Origin of the sequence: Arthrobacter sp. MYb221 (assembly GCF_002979835.1) — a bacterium.
Taxonomy (GTDB): domain Bacteria; phylum Actinomycetota; class Actinomycetes; order Actinomycetales; family Micrococcaceae; genus Glutamicibacter.
Window position 1 is genome coordinate 92,428 of the sequence record NZ_PCPW01000011.1, and the last position, 21,844, is coordinate 114,271.

14 protein-coding genes are annotated in these 21,844 nt (G+C 58.4%); 11 read left to right on the top strand and 3 right to left on the bottom strand.

What is annotated here, in order from left to right; translation table 11 throughout:
* Positions 1–34: 34 nt before the first annotated feature.
* Positions 35–496, bottom strand: a complete 462-nt coding sequence (locus CQ015_RS13735; protein WP_105554432.1) for a hypothetical protein — start codon at positions 494–496, stop codon at positions 35–37.
* Between the two features lie 117 nt (positions 497–613).
* On the opposite strand from CQ015_RS13735, the gene ilvD reads away from it, so the two are divergent.
* The 4 genes from ilvD (at position 614) to ilvC (ending at position 6,115) form a co-directional block, all read left to right on the top strand.
* Positions 614–2,317 (top strand): dihydroxy-acid dehydratase, encoded by a 1,704-nt coding sequence (ilvD, locus tag CQ015_RS13740; RefSeq protein WP_105650380.1) that lies wholly within the window; start codon positions 614–616, stop codon positions 2,315–2,317.
* A 287-nt stretch (positions 2,318–2,604) separates the two neighbouring features.
* Positions 2,605–4,488 carry an acetolactate synthase large subunit gene (locus CQ015_RS13745; RefSeq protein WP_105650381.1) on the top strand — a complete coding sequence of 628 codons (1,884 nt, stop codon included), beginning with the start codon at positions 2,605–2,607 and terminating at the stop codon, positions 4,486–4,488.
* Positions 4,489–4,491: 3 nt separating this feature from the next.
* Positions 4,492–5,010, top strand: coding sequence for an acetolactate synthase small subunit (ilvN, locus tag CQ015_RS13750; RefSeq protein ID WP_096288635.1), 519 nt, complete (start codon positions 4,492–4,494; stop codon positions 5,008–5,010).
* Between the two features lie 82 nt (positions 5,011–5,092).
* A complete protein-coding gene (gene ilvC / locus CQ015_RS13755; RefSeq protein ID WP_096288637.1) occupies positions 5,093–6,115 on the top strand; it encodes a ketol-acid reductoisomerase in 1,023 nt (340 codons plus the stop codon).
* Between the two features lie 116 nt (positions 6,116–6,231).
* Here the strand turns inward: ilvC and CQ015_RS13760 are convergent, their stop codons facing one another.
* Positions 6,232–6,837, bottom strand: coding sequence for a hypothetical protein (locus CQ015_RS13760; protein ID WP_105650382.1), 606 nt, complete (start codon positions 6,835–6,837; stop codon positions 6,232–6,234).
* A gap of 457 nt (positions 6,838–7,294) precedes the next feature.
* Positions 7,295–8,464, bottom strand: a complete 1,170-nt coding sequence (locus CQ015_RS13765; RefSeq protein WP_181150426.1) for a polysaccharide pyruvyl transferase family protein — start codon at positions 8,462–8,464, stop codon at positions 7,295–7,297.
* 328 nt (positions 8,465–8,792) lie between these two features.
* Here CQ015_RS13765 and CQ015_RS13770 point away from each other — a divergent pair, with 328 nt between their 5' ends.
* From CQ015_RS13770 to CQ015_RS13800, 7 genes are all read left to right on the top strand, one after another.
* Positions 8,793–10,241, top strand: coding sequence for a Coenzyme F420 hydrogenase/dehydrogenase, beta subunit C-terminal domain (locus tag CQ015_RS13770; RefSeq protein WP_105554438.1), 1,449 nt, complete (start codon positions 8,793–8,795; stop codon positions 10,239–10,241).
* A 440-nt stretch (positions 10,242–10,681) separates the two neighbouring features.
* Positions 10,682–13,006, top strand: coding sequence for a helix-turn-helix transcriptional regulator (locus CQ015_RS13775; protein ID WP_181150427.1), 2,325 nt, complete (start codon positions 10,682–10,684; stop codon positions 13,004–13,006).
* Positions 13,003–15,585 carry a LuxR C-terminal-related transcriptional regulator gene (locus CQ015_RS13780; RefSeq protein ID WP_105650385.1) on the top strand — a complete coding sequence of 861 codons (2,583 nt, stop codon included), beginning with the start codon at positions 13,003–13,005 and terminating at the stop codon, positions 15,583–15,585. The genes CQ015_RS13775 and CQ015_RS13780 overlap by 4 nt, the downstream gene beginning before the upstream one ends.
* Positions 15,586–16,034: 449 nt before the next feature.
* Positions 16,035–17,495: a sugar transferase gene (locus CQ015_RS13785; protein ID WP_258141578.1), complete on the top strand. Its 1,461-nt coding sequence runs from the start codon at positions 16,035–16,037 to the stop codon at positions 17,493–17,495.
* A gap of 750 nt (positions 17,496–18,245) precedes the next feature.
* Complete coding sequence (locus tag CQ015_RS13790) at positions 18,246–19,703, top strand: carbohydrate binding domain-containing protein (RefSeq protein ID WP_105650387.1); 1,458 nt, start codon at positions 18,246–18,248, stop codon at positions 19,701–19,703.
* A gap of 27 nt (positions 19,704–19,730) precedes the next feature.
* Positions 19,731–20,933 carry a hypothetical protein gene (locus CQ015_RS13795; protein WP_146114062.1) on the top strand — a complete coding sequence of 401 codons (1,203 nt, stop codon included), beginning with the start codon at positions 19,731–19,733 and terminating at the stop codon, positions 20,931–20,933.
* Between the two features lie 3 nt (positions 20,934–20,936).
* The gene (locus CQ015_RS13800; protein WP_105650389.1) at positions 20,937–21,830 is read left to right on the top strand and encodes a sulfotransferase; all 894 of its coding nucleotides are present in this window, start codon (positions 20,937–20,939) and stop codon (positions 21,828–21,830) included.
* Positions 21,831–21,844 lie beyond the last annotated feature (14 nt).

Consider the following 21,844-nt stretch of genomic DNA (forward strand, 5'->3'; position numbering starts at 1 on the left):
GCTTCGCTGTGAACTGTCGTGAAAATGCCGGTGGCTAGACGAAGCTTTCGGTTCCCTCGATGGTGTTCATGAAGTGGTCCATGAAGTCCGCGAAGTCGCGCGCATCGACTTCCTGGTCGATCAGCGCACCGAGCGTCACCGCGTCATCGATATGGATGTCGATGCTGGGGCGGCTGGGGATGCTGAAGCGGAACACGCGTCCGGTGGAGGTGGCCACCTCATAGCCGCCGTCGCTGAGCAGGGCCAGCTGGTTCACGTTGGTGTTGTTGATCGTGATTGCCGCTTCGGAAGCGCGCAGGTCCGCCGAGGAGACCGGGGCGAGGACCAGTTCGGCTGGCTGACGTCGATATCCAATGACCTTGAGCCCACCAGAGCCAGCAATGCCGGTCCCTGCTACCAGGTTGTAGCTGGCGAAGTTAGGGATCTGCGTATCAAAGGCCTCGTGCAGGAGGCGCTTGACGTGGTCGGTAGGATTTTCGTCTGGGCGTGGGTCCATAACTCACACTCTACCGATAATGCTGGACAATTTGATCAGTCTCCTCGTTTAGCGAAATATGTCATTGTCGCGTCATGGGTTGCCCAATTGGTCATATTGACTTCTAGAATTTGATTTATGAGCCAGGAGACTACCCCAGACATCAAACCACGTTCCCGTGTGGTCACCGATGGTATCCATGCGGCCCCCGCACGCGGCATGCTGCGTGCGGTCGGCATGGGAGACGACGACTTCATCAAACCGCAAATCGGCATCGCAAGCTCGTGGAATGAAATCACCCCGTGCAACCTCTCGCTGAACCGCCTGGCGCAAGGCGCCAAGGAAGGCGTGCACTCCGGTGGCGGCTTCCCGATGCAGTTCGGCACCATCTCCGTTTCGGACGGCATTTCCATGGGCCACGAGGGCATGCACTTCTCGCTGGTCTCCCGTGAAGTCATCGCCGACTCGGTCGAGACCGTCATGATGGCCGAGCGCCTGGACGGTTCGGTGCTCCTTGCCGGCTGCGACAAGTCGCTGCCCGGCATGCTGATGGCCGCCGCCCGGCTGAACCTCTCCTCGGTGTTCCTCTACGCCGGCTCGATCATGCCCGGCTGGGTCAAGCTGGAGGACGGCACCGAAAAAGACGTCACCCTCATCGACGCCTTCGAAGCCGTGGGCGCCTGCGCCGCCGGCAAAATGAGCGAAGAAGACCTGGGCCGCATCGAACGGGCCATCTGCCCGGGCGAAGGCGCCTGCGGCGGCATGTACACCGCGAACACCATGGCCTCCATCGGCGAGGCGCTGGGCATGTCCCTGCCTGGCTCGGCGGCCCCGCCCTCGGCCGACCGCCGCCGCGACATGTTCGCGCACAAATCCGGCGAGGCGGTGGTGGAACTGCTGCGCAAGGGCATCCGCGCCCGCGACATCATGACCAAGAAGGCCTTCGAGAACGCCATCGCCGTCACCATGGCCTTCGGCGGCTCCACCAACGCGGTGCTCCACCTGCTGGCCATTGCCCGCGAAGCCGAGGTTGAACTGAGCCTGAGCGACTTCAACCGCATCGGCGACAAGGTGCCGCACCTGGCGGACCTGAAGCCTTTCGGCCGCTACGTGATGAACGACCTGGACCGCATCGGCGGGGTGCCGGTGGTCATGAAGGCGCTGCTGGATGCCGGCTTGCTGCACGGTGACTGCCTGACCGTCACCGGCAAGACGATGGCGGAGAACCTCGAGCACATTGCCCCACCGGATCCAGATGGCAAGATCCTGCGGGCCATGGACAACCCGATCCACAAGACCGGCGGGGTGACCGTGCTGCACGGCTCGCTGGCCCCGGAAGGCGCGGTCGTGAAGTCCGCCGGCTTCGACGCGGACGTCTTCGAGGGCACCGCGCGCGTCTTCGAACGCGAGCAGAGCGCCATCGAGGCGCTCGATGCGGGCAAGATCCAGGCCGGCGACGTAGTGGTCATCCGCTACGAAGGCCCCAAGGGCGGACCGGGAATGCGCGAGATGCTCGCCATCACCGGCGCCATCAAGGGTGCAGGCCTGGGCAAGGACGTATTGCTGCTCACCGATGGCCGCTTCTCCGGGGGCACCACCGGGCTGTGCATCGGGCACGTGGCCCCCGAAGCCGTGGACGGCGGGCCCATCGCCTTCGTCCAGGACGGCGACAAGATCCGCGTGGACATCGAGGCGCGCAGCTTCGACCTGCTGGTTGACCCTGCCGAGCTGGAAGCCCGCAAGGTCGGCTGGGAGCCGCTGCCTGCCAAGTTCACCACCGGTGTGCTGGCCAAGTACGCGAAGCTGGTCAACTCGGCGTCAACCGGCGCCTACTGTGGCTAGCCAAAAGCCACTATGATCCATTGGTTGGACGCCAAAGCGTCCAACCAATGGACATCCATCTCGTATAATGAGATACAAGGGGTTTCTAGTTGCTCTTTACCTCCCGGTGGAGAAAACTAGAGATATGCAAACAACCTCCGAGGTTCTACTAGTTATCAGGCGCGAAGCCTGAAACGTTGTCCGCCAGGACAGAACGTCGGTAACGCGCCAGCCCCCTTTCGTCAATAGTGACGGCCGCGGGGCGTTTTTTATGCGCAAACGAAGAGATAGATCAGGAAAGGATCCCGATGAGCAACGTAACACCAGCCAATCCGGCCTCGGTTGCGAAATCAATTAATCGATCAAAGGATGCCGCCACCGCTGTCTCTTCCGTCGTGGAAGCTTCGAACCCGGTACAGGGTCCGAATACTATCGTCGCTGCCACAAAGATGACGGGGTCACAAGCCATCGTCCGCTCACTGGAAGAACTGGGCGTCAAGGACGTCTTCGGATTACCAGGCGGGGCCATCCTTCCCACCTATGATCCACTGATGGATTCGACCAAGCTTAATCACATCTTGGTCCGCCACGAACAGGGTGCAGGCCATGCCGCACAGGGCTACGCCATGGTTTCCGGAGAAGTCGGCGTGTGCATCGCCACTTCCGGTCCGGGCGCAACCAACCTCGTCACCGCGCTAGCCGATGCCAATATGGACTCGGTGCCGATGGTGGCAATCACCGGCCAGGTGCACAGCGCCTTCATCGGCTCGGACGCATTCCAGGAAGCCGACATTGTCGGCATCACCATGCCGATTACCAAGCATGCGTTCCTGGTGACCGACCCGGAAGAAATCCCACGGGTTATGGCAAGCGCCTTCTACCTCGCGCAGACCGGCCGCCCCGGTCCGGTGCTGGTGGATATCACCAAGGATGCCCAGCAGGGAGACATGACGTTCTCCTGGCCGCCGAAGGTGGACCTGCCCGGCTACCGCGTGGTCACCAAGGGGCACAATAAGCAGCTGCGCGAAGCGGCGAAACTGATCGCCGGCGCCAGCCGCCCGGTGCTCTATGTCGGCGGCGGCGTGATCAAGGCCAACGCGCATGAGGAACTGAAGGCCTTCGCCGAGTTCGTCAACGCCCCGGTGGTCACCACGCTCACCGCGCGCGGCGCCTTCCCGGATTCGCATGCCCAGCACGTGGGCATGCCGGGCATGCACGGTGCGGTCTCCGCCGTCACCGCGCTGCAGCAGGCCGATCTGCTGATCACCTTGGGCGCACGCTTCGATGACCGCGTCACCGGCGTGCTCTCCTCCTTCGCGCCCAACGCGAAGGTGATCCACGCGGATATCGACCCGGCCGAAATCTCGAAGAACCGCACCGCGGACGTGCCGATCGTCGGCTCGCTGGATGAAATCATCCCGCAGCTGCAGGAGGCGTGCACCACGCGCTTCGAAGCGGACCCGCCGCAGGATCTGACCAGCTGGTGGGGCCTGCTCAACCGGCTGCGCGAAACCTACCCGATTGGCTACACCGAAACCCATGACGGGCTTTCCGCGCCGCAGAACGTGATCGAGCGCATCGGCGCCCTGACCGGCCCCGAGGGCGTCTACGTGGCCGGCGTCGGCCAGCACCAGATGTGGGCGGCGCAGTTCGTGAAGTACGAGCGCCCGCGCTCGTGGCTGAACTCCGCCGGCTTGGGCACCATGGGCTATTCGGTCCCCGCGGCAATGGGTGCTAAGGTCGCCCAGCCGGACCGTGTGGTGTGGGCCATCGACGGAGACGGCTGCTTCCAGATGACCAACCAGGAGTTGGCCACCTGCGTAATCAACCAGATCCCCATCAAGGTCGCCATCATCAACAACTCCTCGCTGGGCATGGTCCGCCAGTGGCAGACGCTGTTCTACGAATCGCGCTACTCCAACACCGATTTGAACACCGGCCACGGCACCGCGCGGGTCCCGGACTTCGTGAAGCTTGCCGATGCCTATGGCTGCGTGGGCCTGCGTTGCGAACGCGACGAGGACATCGATGCCACGATCCAGCAGGCACTTGCAATTAATGACCGACCAGTGGTGATCGACTTCGTGGTCTCCGCGGACTCCATGGTGTGGCCAATGGTGCCTTCCGGAGTGAGCAATGACCAGATCCAGTTTGCCAAGGGCATGACCCCAGAGTGGGAAGAGGAGGACTAGAACATGGCAAAGCATACGTTGTCGGTACTCGTCGAAGACGTTCCCGGCGTACTCACCCGAGTAGCCAGCCTTTTCGCCCGCCGTGCGTTCAACATTCACTCGCTTGCGGTGGGTCCCACCGAAATCGAGGGAATCAGCCGCATGACCGTGGTGGTCGACGCCGAAGGGGACTCCCTGGAGCAGGTCACCAAACAGCTGAACAAGCTGATAAACGTCATCAAGATCGTCGAGCTGCTGCCGGAAACCTCGGTGCAGCGCGACCACATCATGGTCAAGGTACGCGCAGATGCGGCAACCCGCCTGCAGGTTACCCAGGCCGCCGAGCTCTTCCGCGCCTCCGTCATCGACGTGGCTCAGGACTCGCTGGTCATCGAGGCCACCGGCAATGCCGGCAAGATCGATGCGCTGCTGGCGGTGCTCGAACCCTTCGGCATCCGCGAGATCGTCCAGGCCGGTACCCTAGCGGTAGGACGCGGCGCCAAGTCGATGTCGGACAGGGCACTGAAAACCCTCTCCGCCTAAACGGCACCACGCAAAATTACAGAACTTTCAATAACAAACTTCTTATTCGAAGAAAACCTAAGGAGCAATCACAGTGGCTGATATGTACTACGAAGACGACGCCGACCTCTCAATCATCCAGGGTCGCAAGGTAGCCGTCATTGGCTACGGCTCCCAGGGCCACGCACACGCACTGAGCCTGCGCGACTCCGGCGTGGACGTCACCGTCGGCCTGGCCGAGGGCTCCAAGTCCCGCGCCAAGGTCGAGGCCGAAGGCCTGAAGGTCGCCACCGTGGCCGAGGCCGCCAAGTGGGCAGACGTCATCATGATCCTGACCCCGGACCAGGTCCAGGCCCAGGTCTACGCAGAGTCGATCGCCGAGCACCTCGAAGAGGGCAACGCCTTGTTCTTCGGCCACGGCTTCAACATCCGCTTCGGCTTCATCCAGCCACCAGCCAACGTTGACGTTGCGCTGGTAGCTCCGAAGGCACCGGGCCACACCGTACGCCGCGAATTCGAAGCAGGCCGCGGCATTCCCGACCTGATCGCAGTGGAGCAGAACTTCACCGGCGGCGCCAAGGAACTGGCACTGTCCTACGCAGCGGGCATCGGCGGCACCCGTGCCGGCGTCATCGAGACCACCTTCACCGAAGAGACCGAAACCGACCTGTTCGGCGAGCAGGCCGTGCTTTGCGGTGGCACCTCGCAGCTGGTTCAGTACGGCTTTGAAGTTCTCACCGAAGCTGGCTACAAGCCGGAAATCGCCTACTTCGAGGTATTGCACGAGCTGAAGCTGATCGTCGACCTGATGTGGGAAGGCGGCATCGCCAAGCAGCGCTGGTCGATCTCCGACACCGCCGAGTACGGCGACTACGTCTCCGGCCCACGCGTGATCACCCCAGAGGTGAAGGAAAACATGAAGGCTGTGCTGGCCGATATCCAGTCCGGCGCCTTCGCCACCCGCTTCATGGAAGACCAGAAGGCCGGTGCCCCGGAATTCAAGGCACTGCGCAAGAAGGGCGAAGAGCACCCAATCGAGACCACCGGCCGCGAACTGCGCTCGCTGTTCTCCTGGATCTCCGATTCCTCTTCGGATGACTACGTGGATGGTTCCGTAGCCCGCTAAGCTTGCGGTTACTCACGTAATCACCACTGAACAACAACGAACCGGGCTGCTTCCGCAAGGAAGGAGCCCGGTTCGTTGTTGTCATATATGCGATTACGTCGCGATGGACCGTGCTGCTAGATCTTCGAGGCCCGGTAGCCGGCCTTCCGAGCATCGGCTGCGGTCTTGAAGCACTCTTCTGGCTTCGTGATGTTGTAGAAGCGCTGGCCCTTGAGGTGGTACTTCCACTCTTTGTTGCTGCCGGTGCGGTTACCCTTCACCGGGTAGCCAGCGGGGCAATTCTTGGTTTTCCCGTTCATCCTCACCGACTTCTTGGTGGAGGCCTTTTTGACCAGCAAGGTCTGAGTTTTCTTGACGGTCGAAGTCTTGCCCTTGAGCTGGTACTTCACCGAGGTGGTGACCTTGTAAGTGCCGGCAGCGAGCTTGACCGACTTCTTGTTCTTGGCCGCCAGCTTCTTGCCTTTGCTCACGTTTACGAGGGCGGACTTGATCTTGACGTTCTTGGCTTTGGAATAGCTGGGCTTGATCGTTGCCTTTGCCGAGCCCTTGACGGTCTTCGTCCCGATTTTCTCGATCGTAACGGCGGGTGCCTTCTTGGCAGCGGTGATGCTGATGCTCGAGGCCGCGGCCGGCTGCGGAGCGGCAATAGCCGCCGTGGCACCTGAGAATGCTAGCGAGCTTGCCGCGATGACCGCAAGCGTGCGCTGAACGAGTTTATTCAATTTTTCCCCATGAAAAGTCGGACCGAGTTCGGGACTCCTCGGTCCCGAGACTTGATTCTAGTATGGGAAAGCGCCGGAAACTACGAAGCCCTTATTTATTCATGGTCATTTCTGATCTTTGATTGGGAAGGCTGGCACCCAGGCTAAACTGCTGACCGCAGCCCTGGGCGCAAGCGGCTTCCTCCGGGATTCCGTCCGTCAAGCCCTTGAGCCTAAGGGCACTTCGCCAAGACGGCGCACGGTAGCGATTTGAGACTGCCGGCCACTAATTGCGCTCGCTGTTCTCCTGGATCTCTGATTCCTCTTCAGATGACTACGTGGATGGCTCCGTAGCTCGCTCAGAGCTACTGCGCTATGCACGACGTCATGATGCTCGTGGATCCCGTTGGCTGCTTGCCAACCCGATCCACGAGCGTTTTGCATTTCCTGTCCAGCGAGGCTGGGCGGAGCTATCGGCCTATTGCGGTCGTCGAATAGGTTTCGTTTCTTGTAGCGGAGCTACGGCGTCGGCGAGGTATTCGCGCGCCTTCTGGCGTTCGGCCTTGATGACGCGCTGAACGCTTGAGTAGTCGATGCTCTGCGCCAGGACGGATTCAAGCTGTTGGATCTGCGCCAATTCGCGTTCTCGCAGACCCAGCGCGTCCAGAAGGTAGCCAATCTTTTCCATATTTCCATATCCATGACGCTGATTGGCCCGAGTGATCGTCGCGAATGGACGCTCGGTGAGCACTGAGAAAATGGTGCCGTGGAAGGTGTCAGTGACCACCGCTGATGCCTGGCTGAAGTAGCCAAGCAATTCGAATGGGCTGCAGTCAACGAAGGTGTCGCCACACGGTTGGGCTCCGCCAAAGCACATGACTTTGAGGCCCTTCCTCTTCGCGTAGGCCCTAATGCGTGCGTTCTCGATATCATCGAGTCGGCCAGGGTAGGCGTAGACCAGGAGGTATGGTTCAGCAACTCGCTTGCCGCTCGGGCTCATGGACATTGGCAAGAGATTGAAGACGAGAGTCGGGTCAAGGTGGATCGGTGGCCTTTCACCGGTCAGACTTTCAACGATATGGGCCGAATTTTCATCTCGTACGGAAATGCGGTCAAATCGGGTGAAAGCAGCGGCAAGTTCTTCATCCACATGGTGCATGCGGATTTTCTCCAAGGTCGTATTGCCGAAGGAAGCAGCGAAGGAAATGAGACTTCGGCCTGCAGAATCGATACCGAATAAGTCTCTGGAGAACCCAACATTGGCGTTTGACTGCACGCAGTTGAATACTTCATCACTGCCGATGACTTGCAAATCCACATCCGTGGTGTAATTGCGGGAACCAGGCAAGTCAATCAGCGGAAAGTACTTTTTTGCGTACGTTCTCTTGTGTTCGAAGAAGCGCAGTTTGTCCGGCCACGACGCGTCATCAGAACCGTATTCCTGGACCTTGCGAAAGATTCGGCCCAAATGTGAAGGTCTTCCGTTGGACTGTGATTCGTTGACTAACGGCGTCCCTGGCCGGTAGTCGAGAAAAGTGAGATCAGCTGTCGGTACGAGCTCGGCCAAGAGCCTGCGAAGCGAATATGCCTGTAATGAAGAACCATAATTCAGAATTCTATGCATCGACATAATCCCAATGGTTGCCATTTCGCGCCCCCTGCGAATATTGACGTGGCTAGCCAAAGATCGGTTGGTGGCTATCCCGGTTGTGCACCAGATCATATCAGCCGCATTCACTGCTCACCGCTATGCTGGGCAGATCTTGGAAAGCCACGGGTCCTGTACACCTCGCCGCGGAGAACCGCAATGGGATTCGTAGCGCAGCTCGGTTCGATGCAACAGCTTTTGATGGGTTTCGGTTGAACTGGGCGGTACCGGCGCTCGTCTGGATTTCATTCTTGCCGTTTGCTGGTGAAGACGCTCCGGCTCCTCTAGACTGACAAGCAATTCTATATGCTCAGCGGCTGGGGGAGCCATGGCTAAAGATCTCGCTACTGTTGTGTCTACCGGTTTATGCGTGGGGTGCGGTGCTTGTGCCGTTGCAGAGCCGGGGGCGCTTGCGATGCGAAAAACCGAGTTGGGTACTTATCTGCCTGTGGCCCGCAACGGTGTTCCTCTGTCGGAACTGGGAGATCAAGTCCTGACGAACGCCAGTGCAGTCTGTCCTTTTTCAGCGGACGCCCGAAACGAAGATTCCATCGGTGAAGAACAGTTTGGCGGCGCTGATGCATCACACCATGCCGTGACTGGCTACCACCGGAAAATTGTAGCCGGTCACGTAGCCGATGATGATTTCCGAAGCCTCGGAACATCAGGTGGCATGACATCTTGGGTGTTGAGCAGATTACTGTTGCGAGGCGACGTTGACGCGGTCATTCATGTGGCCTCCACATTCGAGGGGCTGCCCAATCCGCTGTCCCGTTATACGATCTCACGGACTGTTGTGGACCTCCTTGGCGGACGAAAGTCCCGGTATCATGTGCAGACCCTCGCGGAGGTGCTCGCGGAGGTCAGGGAAGTCCCCGGAAGGTATGCCCTTGTCGGTGTTCCATGCTTCATCAAGAGTGTGCGTTTGCTGGCGGACCGAGATGAGCTCATTCGACAACGAGTTGTATTTGCCGCTTCCTTATTCTGCGGGCATCTGAAGTCAAGCCTGTACTCGGACTACCTGGCCCGCTCGGTCAACATGGACCCTCTGGAAGTAAACGACATCGACTATCGCCACAAAGAGCCTGGTCGTCCTCCGAACCGATACAGCGCCAAGGTCTCACGCGTTGACGGGGCGGAAGTGATTCGTGGCGCTGAGCAAATACCCATGGCTAATTGGGGAATCGGCATTTTCAAGTTGGGAGCTTGCGACTATTGCGACGACATCACCGGGGAGACAGCCGATATTAGTCTCGGTGATGCTTGGCTGCCTCCATTTATGTCGGATTGGCGGGGAGCGAATGTAGCCGTCGCGAGGTCGAATCTTGCGGCCGAGATTCTCTCCGAGGGTGAAGTAAATGGTTCATTAGATGTCATTGAATGGGACGCTGAGACTGTGGCAGCGTCACAGGCTGGAGCGGTACGACATAGGCGACCTGGGCTAGCGGTGCGGCTCGCCAATCGTATTCGAAACGGGCAATGGGTTCCCTTCAAACGGGTAGCGCCAGCTAGTGACGTCGAAATGGAAACAGTCTTCGCCCAGCGCATGCTTAATCGGGAAAAGATTGCCCTGGCTTCGGGGCCGGCCTACGTCCGCGCGTTGCAGGAAGGCGGAGTGCCCCAATTCATCGAGGAGATGAAACCGTACATCCGCCAATATGACGGCACGACCGGTTCAACGATGATCCGCAGAGCAGCGACCTGGATTTTATTGCGGCTTCCAACTGCGTTGGAAACCGCACTACGCCGTATCGCTCGTGTCCTGAAACTGACTTGAGCACGCACCCCGGGTGACCGGCCTCGTGGCGAAGGCATGACTTGGGCGCATGCTGAATCCCGTTCCGCGTAGGAACGCGGGCTACTCGCGTCAACCAAGTTCTTTTCTCGTGGTCGAGTTGCGAAGTTGTTTCGAACAGCGGGTTTCTTTTGGCATTCACGGTTGCTCGATGCGCGTACACCAGGTGTCGCTAACCCCCGCGACAGCGCACTCCTCTCGTTTAAATGCTCGTAGACGGGTAGCATGACTTCCATAATCTATATGGTCTCTTTGGGGGAGACCTGATGTTTATCCAGATCTTTGGGGGGATAGGGTAAATGGGTGGATTTGTTGTATCCACTATGTGGCTTGATCATTGGGATGGCTTGCGGCAGGATTGCTGGCGGTCAGAATCCCAAATACATCTTTTTCGCGCTGACGTGCAGGATCGTCTTCGGGGAATGGTGCAGGAGCGAATGCCGGGCGGTTTCGTCCTGCGCGGCGCGCAGGGCACCGGAAAACGTGAATTGGTCCGCGCGGCATTCGAACATGCCGACTCCGGGATCGCGCCAGTCTGGGTTTCGGGCAGTCGTTACGGAAGCGAAAAATCCTACGGCGCGATTCAATTCCTGTTAACAGGATTGCCCGATGCGCAACTGAACTCCCCGTTGGCTGTATTCGGGCATTTGAAGAGTCACTTTGAACTCTGTGCGCCCAAAGCTGTGGTGATCGTCGAACATCTTGGACTGATTGATCCTTTGACCACCGCGGTCTTGTCCCAGCTCGTGAGCAACGGCCTCGTTAGATTGATTCTCCTGGAAGAAGTAATCGATGAGATGCCTCAGGACCTTGCGGTTCTAGTGCGCATGGGAACCATCGAGATGATTCACCTCGACAGCTTGACCTTAAAGGAAGCCCGAACCGAAATATCGCTGATGCTGGGTCTGGGCGTCTCCTACCTAACTTCGTTCCATTTATGGCGCTACTGTGCGGGTAGCTCCGAGGTCCTCCGCGCTGTGGTCAGTGATTGCCAGAATGCTCAAGCCTTCGAATCGACCGACAGGTTCGCAGCCTTAAAGCAGCGTGCCTTACCAATCGGGCTGCACACCGAGCATTACGTGCAGTCGAGAATTCAACAATTGTCCTCGGACCAGCGAGCGATTCTGGATTCCGTTGCCATCCGTGGGGAACTTGCCGAATCGACGGGTACTTCGAGCCAAGCGGTGGACTTCCTCGTTTCTCGCGAGCTGCTGGATCGGCAGGGGAAAAAATGGTCGATTCCAAATCCAGCTATTGCGCACACGATAGCTAGCTGGCAGGGACTACCAGCTTTTAATGCGACGGAGCTGCCAGAGGACGGTCCTTGCCAGCAGGCAGTGGCTCAGCGAGAGCGATTGCTTCCGGAGCATGCAATCAAGTTCCAGAACGGACAGGATTCGCAGAACGCAGCGCCTAGTTGCACGGGTCAAACGACCGAGGCGTTCGAAGTATTCTCGGTACGTCCAGAACTGGAGCCGGCAACCGAGCACAAGGCGGAGCAAGGGAACGAGCATCTAATCATGCTGGAGCTCCTGCTCGAAGAGAGCCGAATGCATGAAGCCGAAAAGGTAATTATCGAGCTGCGACCCAATGGCCGGAAGCGCCTGTGGGAAGACCTCGATCACTGTCAGCAGCATCTAGCCTTGGCGCTCATTGCACTGTACTCGGTTCGAGTCAATGACCAAGACACTGCCAGAGCATTGGTCGGTGCGATTTTGGCTGATGTCGTTCACGAGGCTCAAAGCCATCAAGCCGTGCGTTACACGATCCGTTGGTGCATGGGACGGACAGTGCGGGCATTAATTTCTGCCTGCCTGGCGCTGAGGGATTGGGGGCAGTGCCGAAATCTTATCCAGATGGTGTTGGACGGTGCCGTTGATGATCACCGTCTGCTGACCTTCGCCGAGACGGCCCATGCCTTGCTGCTGGCCATTGCCGGCAATGAGGCAAAAGCACGAGACATTGGGCAACCGCTCAGGCTCCAGCTGGCGCAAACTGGAACCATTGCCGACCTGCGTCTCGTTGATGCAATGATCAACGGCGTCGCGCTGGCGGATAACGAAAGCGCAGATGCTCCAAACCCGGCGATGGATACGTCAACAAATAGCTGCGGTCGAATCGGCATTGACATGTGCGTTGGACAGTTGCTTTCGAACCGCGTCCATTCGCGGATGGTCAGTGAACTGTCCCAGTGGGCGGAAACGCGGGGGGAAAAGTTGCTGGCCTCGCTGTTGCTGGCTCAGCAGATCTGCCAGGGTGACTTCCATCTGACATCCCGTCTTGTGGCCTTGCAACACGGATTTGAACACCCAATGGCGAATAGCCTGCGCATGTTGGCATTAGGCGTTGACAACGCAGACACCACGGCCATCACAGCACAACTCGGGCGGCTTATTGAACTCGGTTTTGTTTCCCTGGCCCTCGGCGCCGAGGCCGGTGTTTATGGGATGTTGAATGCTGGACAAATGCGTCAGCTCGCTCGCAGCGCGGGCAGCTTCCTGGCCAAGATCCAGCCCAGCTCTGCGGGTTCTGACACCTTCGCAAGCCTTGCCTCGCTCACCGTCCTAACCGAGCGAGAGAAAGTTGTCGCGTCGGCGGCGGCCATGGGATTATCCAACCAGGAAATCGCCAAACAGGCTAGCGTTTCTGTCCGAACCGTCGAGGGGCACCTCTACCAGGTGTATTCGAAGCTTGGAATCAGCAAACGTGCCGACCTCAAGCTGCATGCTGGGGTCGGTGGGAAATGAAAAAATACTCTGACTTTGCACAGGCTTCTGGCTATTGGCAACCCAAGGAATACGAACAGCTGGTTCAGGCCCTGTCAGACGAGGGTTGCACCGGAGTTTTGCTGGTGGGCGAAACCGGCAGCGGAAAATCGACATTGGTTCGAACCCTGCTCGATCTCGCGGAGTTTCCATTCCATACCATTCGCCTGATTTGCAGCGCCGCTTTGCTGGGTACCGCATACGGCGCCTTAGCGCCATTGCTCCCCGGAATTACGGAGGAAATAAACGACGTTGGGGCCATCCGCGAGTCCTTAAACGCGGTCCAAGGCATGCTCGACTCCGACGATTCCGCAACCCGGGTGCTGATCATTGTTGAAGAAGGACAATATATCGACTCGGCCAGCGCCTTCGTCCTATCCCAACTAGTCCGGTCTGGACTGGTCAAGCTATTAGTCCTGAGCAACGAGGTGCAACAGGGCACAGTCGCCTCTGAGGTGCTGATCTCCGTGGCCCAGCTGCATCGAATCATGCTGGAGCCAATGACCGTGCAGGAAATTGAACGCATTGGTGTCGATATTCTTGGGACTTCGTTGGGTCATGGATCGGCGCAAATGATTCATTTCGAAACCGCTGGCCTGCATGCGTTAGTTGAGGAATACGTCCTCATGGCCAAGAGACAAGGGGCCTTGTTAAACGATGGCCGAGTAGTTGTGCTCACACGCCCCTTGCTGAACTGCGACGCACGCGCGGCCGAAGAAGTCCGGCTGATGGCCCAGCGGTTTGATGCAGAGCTTCGCGAAGTGCTGGAACTGCTGACAATGGCCGGAACAGTTCCACTAACCGCATTACGCCATCTGGGTCTACACCAAGTGACTCAGCAGCATCACTTAACCCTCATCGAAACGCACAACGGCAAAGTTAGCCTACGAAGCAGGTTCTACGCCGAGGCGATACGCAGTAGCTTCCCTCCGGGTAAGAACAGAGAACTATTCGAACGCTATCGTGAGCTGCTCGAATCCGGCGGGACTACGGATCCACGCTACACACTGTGGGCTATTGCTCAGGGCGAAAGCGTAGATCCATCCCGTCTGCAAGAGGCCATACGCCATTCGCTTGAGGACAATGCCTTTGAAGAAGCTGAATACCTGTTGGAGCAGGCCAACGGATTGCCGTCGCGCATAAGCCAACAAGCGAAGATTCAATTGCTGTTTGGCCAGCGGCGATTTCATGCCGCCGAAGTCACCGCGCAGGCCTCCGCACGAGGGGCGGGCGACGATGCTACCCAGCTCGCGGAAATCGCACAAGCGGTGCTGTGCTGGATTCGTGGCGAAGGGGTCCCATGCGAAGGCGAGCCACCGGCGAATTCGGATTCCGGGACTCGAAGCGTTCCGGGCGGTCCGCATGAGATAGCCCCACTGCCTCTGGACCGGGAAGTGCCTCTGGACCGGGAAGCCATTTTTCAAATTCAGGAAGCCACGGAAAACTACTCGATCGGGGACTTTGAGCGACTGATGGATCTTGAATCAATCGCGACCAATACGGAAGTCCAGCTACTTCTGCCAAGGATCAACTATCGATTGACGATTTTGGTCGTCAAGATCAGAGCGCTGATTGAGCGTGCCGAATTCGGTCGTGCACGAAAGCAACTCGACGACTTCGAACTGGCAAATTCCTTCGAAGTATCCTTCGCGAACGGAACCCTGGAGCTGCTGCGTTCGTTGCTTGAATCGAGAATAGGCAACGTCGCTCAGTCTCGCGTCCACCTGCGCCACGCACAGGTCGAACTGCGGCTCATCGATCCGCAATCGATGTTTCCAATGAGCGCAATCCTGCAGCAAATACTGTCCGATGGGGAAGCGACCTCGGAGGACAATGCGCAGGGCCATGGTTCCGCCGGGCAGGAATTTCTCGATCGCCCGGGAGCCCAGCGAGCCGATACGAACGGTGCCGGAGACAGGTTCGGTGATGACCTGCTTCGTCCCTTGATGGAAGCCTTGCGCACAGGAAGTCATGCCGATGGGCACATTACGCAACTGCTGGAGAGGATTCCGAAAACTCACGTAATCCCGCGCGTCAATGGACTCTACTATGTCGCGCTGCGCAGCGCGGACAACGAACTCCGGCAGTTCTGCGCTGACGCGGTCAGCGAGGTCCAAGTCCCGTCCGCGTATCTAACCGCGCAACGAATGGTACATATCGTGCAACTTTGCGGGGAAGCGGATCCCGAAGCCATGCTGGATTTTGGCGAAGAATTACATGCGGCGGGCGACCAAGTACTCGCCTTGGAAATATTGTCGCAAGTAGTGCAGTACTGGTCATCGCGGCAAGATTCTCGTCGGCGAGGAATGGCGATCCGGAAAATACAGTCATGGCTTGGCGAAATAGAGCAAGAACCATGGGGAGTCATTTCTGCGGCGCTGAAAGTCACGGGTTTGACCACACGCGAAAATGAGATCGTGGAACTGGTCCGTCGTGGGTTGACCAACCGTGAGATCGCCCGTGTACTTACCGTGTCGCAACGCACCGTAGAGGGACACCTTTACCGGATATTTGCCAAGCTGGGAGTTTACGAGCGTTCTGAACTTTTCGTCGGTGACTAGTGATCAGGTGTTGTTGCTCAACGCCGGATTTGAAAGGCACAACGACCACAGGGAGAGTCGAGTACGTTCCAATCCAATCAGGGAATACGGCCATGCCGACTGCACCATGCGTCCCTTGTGGGTATCCACTACCTAGTTCGATCTGGCATTTAGAGTACATGCGCGTGTTTTCGCGGCCAGTTCTGGGCAACTAGGGTGCCCAATTACCCGTGAGGGAACAAAGTCCCGCTCCATAGAATTAGCGATCATGAGGCTTGTCCGTGAACACGGATAAAAGCTCATGTAAACAATGGGGATTTAAGGCAATGGGGAGCCAACGATACTCGTGAATTGGGATTAGCAGGATCATTATTTGTCATGTCCTGTGTCACGATATCGGCACCGCCTACTAGGGGGACGGCGTGTCGCAAGCATATGGGTCACTGGGTAGTCGAGAGATTATCCGCAACTTGAGGAATAAGTCTGCGACGGCGCAGGCGTGGGGTGGTTCACGAACTGGGATAGAAGTACCCATCAGATTTTCCGCCGCCAAATGGCGGCAGGGCTACATTCGGAAATTAGCAGTTTCGGATTTCCTGATTCTGCTTTCTATCGGGGCACTGGGAATGGCCAGCGTGCCCTTCCAATTAACGGCGGCGCAGTTTTTCATAGTGGCCGCGATGCTCATCTGGGCTCTGTTTCTCATTCTCGGCAGAACACGTGCCACTCAGCAAATTGGCGTGGGGGCGAGCGAGTACAAACGGGTCGTAGACTCCACGGCACTAGTCGCAGGCTTGATGGCGTTCGTCGCGGTGCTTTTCGACATAGACGGCGTCAGGGAATTGATTCTGATTGGCTTCCCGGTGGGAATGGGATTGCTTGTGCTGGAGCGATGGGTCTGGCGGCGATGGTTGTGGAAGCAAGCCGCATTCGGATATGCCCTCTCGCAGGTAGTAGTTGTCGGTCAGGAGCACGATATCGAGTACGTGGTGCGTCAGCTACGCAGAAAGGCCGGGCCGGCCTACAAGATTGCTGGCCTGTTGATTGACGGACCGCAAGATAATGTACTAGGCATTGATGTCGTACCAACATTTTCGGGTCTGGAAAACCTGGAGGCAGCAGTTCGCAATGTTGAGGCAGACTCCGTCATCGTCGCCGGGCCCCTGCGCGGTGGTGGCAACGCGCTCAAGGACTTGAGCTGGCGGCTGGAAGAAACGAAGACCAATGTGATCGTGGTGTCCTCGCTCACCAATGTGGCAGGTCCACGCATCAGCATGCGGCCTGTTGAAGGCCTGCCATTGATGCATGTTGAAATGCCGAGCTTCACCGGTGGCCACCATGTAATCAAACGGATTTTGGATGTTGTCCTTTCGGGAATCGCACTACTCGGATTGGCGCCTGTATTCCTTTCCATTGCCCTCGCTATAAAGTTTTCAAGCGAAGGGCCGGTTCTCTTCAGCCAGCAACGGGTGGGGCGGCGTGGCAAGTCTTTCCGAATTTACAAGTTCCGCTCAATGGTCGTCGATGCCGAGGAACAACTCGGCAAATTGCGGGAACAAAATGAGGGAAGTGGCCCGCTATTCAAGCTCAAGGCGGATCCGCGGGTGACGAAGGTTGGTGCCTGGTTACGCAAGTACTCGCTAGACGAACTTCCGCAAATCTACAATGTCCTGCGTGGCGATATGTCGCTAGTAGGCCCTCGGCCTCCGTTGCCCTGCGAGGTTGAATGCTACGAGGGATACACCGAACGCCGCCTATTCATCAACCCTGGGCTGACCGGACTGTGGCAGATCAATGGGAGGTCAGATTTGGATTGGGAAGAAAGCGTACGTCTGGATCTCTACTATGTGGAGAACTGGTCGCTCACCGGGGACCTGATGATCATGTGGCGCACGCTCAAAGTGATGCTGCGTCCAGCGGGCGCCTACTGAGTCACAAGGGGCGGATTAGGCCTGGCGATCCGCCTAAGAGTGGTTCGGCAGGCGCCACCTTGGTCAGTGAGCAAGGTGCCGTTGCTTCCGCGGTGGGGTCGATTCGGGAATTTGCGGCTACCGGGCCACCTGAGAATCACCTAGCTAGTGGACAAATTTCGGGTATGGACTACGCGTGCAAGTCAATTGCGGGGTTCGTATCTTGGAGCTAGGTAGGAGAGTAGAGCCTCGAGATTCGTGCCGAGGACTTGTTGGCAAGTCTTTGAGATACGGCAAGAAGATTGGGGTTGGAAAAATCGGTCCCCGGCCGTTCAACCACCTCCTGCCCGTTTAGACGGAGCCAGTGACGTAGAGCTGCCACAATGTGGTATGCGCCCCCAGCCGTCGCTGGCTCCTCCTTTGTACGCGCCCGAGAAGGAACCGGGAAGGCTGGAAGCCGCGGTATTGAATTCTTGGTACGGAGGGTGACGAGAGTCTCACTGAGTGGGTACGGGGAATCATTTTCTGCATCGCGCCCGGGTGGTGAGCAAAAGATTTAGACTGACTTAAGGCGTTGTGCGAATCTTGAGTATAAGAAAAATGGCAAAGAATATACGGCGTTTTTAGATAATCGCGATGCATACAATAATCGTTATCTAAACGTTGTAATCGAATTTTTACATGGGTAAAGTCAACAACCATGTTCGCTTGAACCGCTCACTACTGCGGGCCCAATTGTATTCGGAGTAATTTTTGTCATCCTTGAATTCCATGATTCTTCCCCTTTCGCGTAGCCGCCGCTCGGCAGCCCGAGTTCTTACCGGTACTTTGGCGGCCGGCCTCGTATTCACCGGCCTTTACCCATGGGTCGAGGTGCCCAAGGCCTCCGCGGACACACAGTACGTGGTCAATGGGACCTTCACCTCTGGGGTGTCCGGGTGGAAGACAAACTCAAAGCAGCAGAGCATTAGCCACGTTGCGAATGGCCGAAACGGAGGCGCGGCACGGCTGTCGGCGACCACCGGCCCTGCCGGTTCGGTATTGAACGATCAGAAGTCCACCTTGACCAACGTTGCCGCAGGACAGACCTTCACCGCATCGGCCTGGGTCAAAGCGGAAGAACCGGGTATGGGTGGGCACTTGCGCGTCCGCGCCGTCGACAACGATGGAGTCGATACGCACCGCGAATACTTCCACCTGAATGACACGAACTGGACTAAGGTCAACTTCACGTTCACCAACACCAGAGCCGGTGCAGATTTCGACTTGAACGTCGTAGCCTATGACCTGGCTGTTGGCACCGGGCTGCTCATCGACGATGTGAACCTGACGCCGGGCACGGAAGCGGTCGAGGCGGACCCAAATGATGAAATCGGCGGCTATCTCACCGAGGGGGGCACCTACAGCAAGATCGGCATCCCTTCCGACGGGGCCTACTTCGGAGCCACCGTGGGAAGCAATGGTGATCCATCGTCCTTTGAGCAAGAAGTCGGTGGAAACCTGGGCATCCGCCGTACCTTCTACGGCCCTACCCAGGTGGACAGCGCCGTGAACATCGCAAAGACCGACATCGCGAGCAAGCGTATTCCTTGGATCAGTTTCAAGCTGCCTCATTCGTGGAATGACATGGCTGCAGGCAAGGGAGATGCCTGGGCCGAGGACCTGGTGACCAAGCTCGATGCCTTGCAGGGACCGGTGTGGTTGACCTTCCATCACGAACCAGAGGGGGACGGTCCAATCAAGGACTGGGTCGCCATGCAGAAGCACCTTTCACCGATCGTGAAGAGCTCTGACAACATCGCGTTTGCCACCATCCTGACCGGTTGGCACCAGGTCTTTGGCGAGGAGCAGTACTCCCTGGAAAATACGTGGCCTGGAGATGGTCTCGTCGACATCGTTGGATACGACGTGTACAACTACGACGAGACGGTCAAGGACGGCAAAGTTCGCGGCACGAGCCCGATGGACACCTATTTCCAGGAATTCGAGGCATTTTCTGCAAAGCACGATGTTGAATGGGGAATCGGCGAGACCGGAATCAACAACGAAGCAGCCGCTTCGGATCCGGAATGGATGCAACGCACCTATGACCAGATCGTCAACCGTGGAGGCATCGCGATGAGCTACTTTAATACCCACCTGAATTCGAGCACAACCTGGGAAATTACCGATAGTCTTAAGACTAAGCAATTTGGTGAAGTCCTGAAGGACTCGACCAAGATTAAATAGTCCGAGCGCTATGGGGGGGGCAGCTCCGTGCCTAGCTTGCAGGTGAACAGTCATGTTCCGATGGAAGGCGGGCCGGTAGCTGCCCTTTGCCATGCCCTCGGCGAATTGGGATTGGCCGGGAGAATTACGCTGGAGCCGGTTGGGGTGGGCTCAGCCATGGACAGCCTGGTCATTGTCCCGAACCTCGAGAACCCGCGCATCCTGGTTCCGGCCGGGCAACGAAAGGCCGCAAGCGCTTCCCTGCAGCGCTACAGCGCGGATCTGGGGATCGCCACGCGGCTGCAACGGCTGCTCGCGGCCCAGGCCATGCGGCTTTGGGGGCCGCGGACCCCGATCGCCCGCCATCAGCTGCGTCTCGCGCGGGGGATTAACCAGGGGCTCGTCGCCTACCTGTCCGAAAGTCTCGGTCAACCGGTGACGTTCAGCATGACCATCGGGAAGGTCCGCGCCAACCGGAAACCGATTCTGCAGCTGTTCTCGACTTCCGGCGAAAGCCTTGGATTCGCAAAGGTCGGCAGCAATGAATTCACCGCACGGCTCGTGCGCCAAGAGGCGCAGACCCTGCGGGAGTTGGGCGAGCAGCGCCTGGACCACCTGGAGCTTCCCAGCGTTTTGCATTCCGGTTCTTGGGAAGGCCTTGAATTGTTGGTCATGGCAACCATGCCAACCACCGCACTGGCGCCTCCGAGACGCCTAGCTCACCTCAGGGCACGGGCGGAGGGGGAACTGCACCGGGTATTTTTCGCCGGCCGCAAGCCGCTGGGCAGTAGCCTGTGGCTCGCGAGCTGGCTATCGGCTGCCAGGCAGCACGAATCCCCGTCGCCGTTGTGGCAGCGATGGCGCACTGCCCTGGAGCAGCTGGAAGGTCGATACGGGTCGGAGCAACTGGAGTTCAGCGCCACCCACGGGGATTGGACCGCCTGGAATATGGCCGACTACCGCGGCCGATTGCAGGTGTGGGACTGGGAAAGGTTCGCTGCGAATGTACCGGCAGGCCTTGACCGCCTGCATTTCGCGGTGCATGAGGCATTCGGACGTTCAGGAGTCAGCGAACGAACTCTGCGGGCTGTGCTGGGGGAAGCAAAACGAGGGGAACAGTTGCTCGCCGCCTGCTATCTCGCGGATCTGGCTGGCAGATACCTGCTCGGGGAGCGGGAGCAACAAGTGCAAGCCGTACAGCAGAAAACCGCAGTATTGGTAGCTGTGCTGGAAACAACTTTGGGGGATTAGCAAATGATTGGCAACGAAATACGCGCGCTGACCAAGCAGGCCAAAAAGGTGCTTCCGGCACCGGTGATCGGTGCCCTGCGTGCCGGGATGCAGGGCATGGGGATGCTGAGCGCTCCGGCGCGGACCTTGCCTGATTTCATCATCATCGGCGCGCAGCGCAGCGGCACCACCTCACTGTATCGATTGCTCTCGGCGCACCCAGCGGTCGCTCGTCCCACCGCCTCCAAAGGGATCGGATATTTCGACGTGAACTATGCCCGGGGCATGCGCTGGTACCGGGGACACTTTCCGCTGCGTTTGACCACCGGCATCCTGCCAGGTTCCTCCGTCCGCCAAGTCTTTGAGAGCAGCGGCTACTACTGCTTCCACCCGCTAGCCGCGGAGCGGATTTCCAAGGACCTGCCCGACGTCAAACTCGTGATAATGCTGCGCGACCCGGTGGAGCGCGCCTATTCGGCCCACCGCCACGAACTGGTCCGCGGATTCGAGACGGAGGATTTCGAAACGGCCCTTGAACTGGAGGACCGCCGGCTGGCGGGAGAAAATCAGCGGCTCATCGACGATCCGCAATACCAGAGCCACAGTCATCGGCATCACGCCTATCTGCGCCGCGGGCTGTACGCCCAGCAAATTCGTCGGATCCACGAAGCCGTTGGCAGCGACCGGCTATACCTGATGGATGCCGATGATTTCTTCCGGCACCCCATCGAGGAGTTCAGAGCATTGCTCAAGTGGCTGGGGCTGCCAGATTTCATTCCAGACAGTGTCCCGGCGGAAAACGCGCAACCTCGTGCCGCAATGGATGAACAGCTTCGTGCTCGACTGCGTGACTATTTTGCCGCGCCGGACCGCGAGCTCGCGGAGCTGATGGGCAAGACCCCCTCCTGGCGGCGCTAGCGAAGGACAGGAAA